General features: G+C 34.5%; 3 protein-coding genes and 1 pseudogene. All 4 read right to left on the reverse strand.

Annotation, left to right across the window (positions count from 1 at the left end):
* Positions 1 to 915 (reverse strand): PilW family protein (locus tag ACP5FO_RS07300; RefSeq protein ID WP_428157274.1); only part of this gene is annotated, 915 nt, incomplete at its 3' end.
* Positions 912 to 1304, reverse strand: a complete 393-nt coding sequence (locus ACP5FO_RS07305) for a prepilin-type N-terminal cleavage/methylation domain-containing protein (RefSeq protein WP_428157275.1) — start codon at positions 1302 to 1304, stop codon at positions 912 to 914. The genes ACP5FO_RS07300 and ACP5FO_RS07305, both read right to left, overlap by 4 nt.
* Positions 1282 to 1713 carry a pilus assembly FimT family protein gene (locus ACP5FO_RS07310; protein WP_428157276.1) on the reverse strand — a complete coding sequence of 144 codons (432 nt, stop codon included), beginning with the start codon at positions 1711 to 1713 and terminating at the stop codon, positions 1282 to 1284. The genes ACP5FO_RS07305 and ACP5FO_RS07310 overlap by 23 nt, the downstream gene beginning before the upstream one ends.
* Positions 1710 to 2759 (reverse strand): annotated as a pseudogene (locus ACP5FO_RS07315) (hypothetical protein); the annotation flags it as partial. The gene ACP5FO_RS07310 and the pseudogene ACP5FO_RS07315, both read right to left, overlap by 4 nt.

The raw sequence follows: 2759 nt of genomic DNA on the forward strand, positions 1-2759 counted from the left end.
TTGTTGGAGTATAAATATTCTTATTTCTTGAGTGTTTTGAGCATCAATTTGACTATTAAGAAGACTTTTGCTTGTATACCACTTATTGCCACTTTTAATTGCAACCTCAAAATCCTTAACACAATCCAAAAGTGGCTGTTTATTAATCGCACCATTTGATTGGTTTATGGTAGCTCTATATAATTCATAAGTTGAAGGCTCACAAAATTTTGGCAAATTAGTATTGTCCAAAAAATAATCTACTCTATTAAAAGGCATGCGAAGTGTAGTATCTGCATCAACACCATACACAACATATGTATAATCGGATGGTGGTATATTGGCATTTGATGGAAGTGTGCTAAGCTTAAAGTAATACAAACCGTTTGATTTAGCATACAGGTCTTTATTGTGTAAAATTATTACATAATCATTGTCATCGTTTGTGCCTTTTGTAAAATGATTGTCAGCTTCATTTTTTGGCCAGCTTAAACTATCGCTGTAACCCTGAATTTGCCAATTTGTGCCATCATAATACATTACGCTCCACTTCCTTGAAGCAGAGTTTATATTGGCTATAGTTGAACGTATAACTAAATACGAAGCATTGTTATATGTGCCAATTTGCACTGGCCAAGGCACACCAGGTGCATTGTTATAATTCTTGGCTGGACTTGAGGATGCTTCGGCATAGTTGCTTGAGTCGACCCCTTTGGGTATGCTTTGCGTAAGACCATAACCTGCCATCTCGCAATCGTACCTTAGCAAATCAATACCCATTAATGTATTAATCTGGGATTTTTGCGTGCTTGAGTGATAAAAAGATAACTTTAAAACTTTGACAAAAGTATAATAACCTATTGCTAAAGCCACCATAACTATAAATAGCGTAACAATAATCTCTAAAAGCGTAAAACCTTTTTTATTGTGATTCATTGTTTCCTCACTACAATAACTCTTGTTGTGTGCTCTAATTTACCTTTATAATTCCAACTAAAATTTGCAATACATATGGTATTTGAAGTTTGATCCTGTTTTGTAGTTTGTATTGTATAGCCTGGGATATACTTTGATATGGTTGAGTTTGTAATATTTATATTTGTTGGTTGAGAGTAATCATCACAAAGCGCAATATTCGATTCAATCTCATTACGCTTTTGATCAATGATTTTTAGCACAGCATTTCTTACTTCATTTTGGCTTTCTACATTCATTGCCAGGTTTAGTGCACCTAAAAGCCCAATTAAAGCAATCAAAATTATAAATAGCGCAATTATGGCTTCTATCAAAGAAAAACCATTTTTATTGCGTGCAGCTTGTACCATTATAAACTCCTGATATTATTCTTGTAAAAGATACATTAGTGCAGTTTGGGTTATTGCTTTCAATAGTATATATGCTTGCTGGTGTAGGATATCCAAGCGGGTAAAATATTATTGGTAAGTTGGCTGGGTTTGTAGAACAACTATACTTTAAATTTATTGGTCCTTTAATAATTTTGTTGTTTGTAGAATCCCAAATTGTGTAATTATTTGCAGTAAAATCTACCTCTACCTGCACTTTGCGAGTAAAAGCATATGTTTTTGACCAATCTAAATCTGATTCAATCTGGTTAAACTGACTTGTAATCTCAAAGCTTTTCATGTATTTATTAAAATTTGGTATAGCAATAGCAAGTACTATAGCCAAAATTGATATAGTTACAATAACCTCAAGCAATGTAAAAGCTTTCACTTCTCCAACCACTGAATAATAATACCTTTATTTGTTCCAGCTGGGACTTGCGTTGGTTTTTTAACAGCTGGTATACCGGTATATGTGCCAATAATTCCTGTTGTATTAGAAGTATTTGCACTTGCTGAATACAAGCCTCCAGAAGATGTAGAAATAATATAGCTTTGTCCGCTCGTATTTGGTGCACCCGTTCCGCAAGATAGAGACCACACTCTTGTTTGGCCGCCATAACCACTGATGCATAAAGATTTAGAAACATTTCCCCCGCCTGATGGAATTGCTGTTGTAAATGTAACAGAGTTTGAATCTGCTGCAGGATCGCTAATATCTCTTTCTCCCAATTTTGCATCAAGTGGTACATACCATGAAAAACCTGGTACGTAAGATTTTCCTATTTGATTAGATGGTGTGATTTTTGTTAAACTAACAGTACAACTTTCTGAATTTATACAGCTTGTCACATCTGCGCCAAAGATATTTTCGTTTGGACTTGTAATACCATCTGTAGCTTTAAAGTACCTGCCTGTCCCAAAATATATATATTGTCTGCTATTTTGGCACTTTGAAGTCGCAACCTGAGCGGTAACTGGCCCAATATCCATGTTTAAATTAACTTGCACAATTTTCCAGTTTTTATAGTCAGCATTTTCAAAAGTATTAAGTAAAAAAACCTTCCCATGCCAATTACCACTACTGTCTTTATAGGATATACCAAATGGTATTGCTGCTGTTAAGCTATTTGAATTATCCACTATGCCTCCAGTAAATAATCTTCCACCAAAAGCATTATTATAAGTTGAACCACCAAAATCTGTAATGGTTTGCAATAAATTACCAGAAAGCAAATCCAGTATAAACGCTTTCAAAGACTGGGTTGATGAGCCATCATAATCGGTTGGGCCAGATAAAAACATTACAAAATACTTATTTTCTTTATCATATTCTTTTATTATAGCAGGTCCAGAATAGCTAAAACCTAAACTTGCGTCGCTAAACTCCCACAACAAACTTGGGTTTTTGGGGTCTGTAACATCAAGTGCATAGTA

The sequence above is a fragment of the Desulfurella sp. genome (assembly GCF_049977265.1).
In the GTDB taxonomy this organism is placed as follows: Bacteria; Campylobacterota_A; Desulfurellia; order Desulfurellales; family Desulfurellaceae; genus Desulfurella.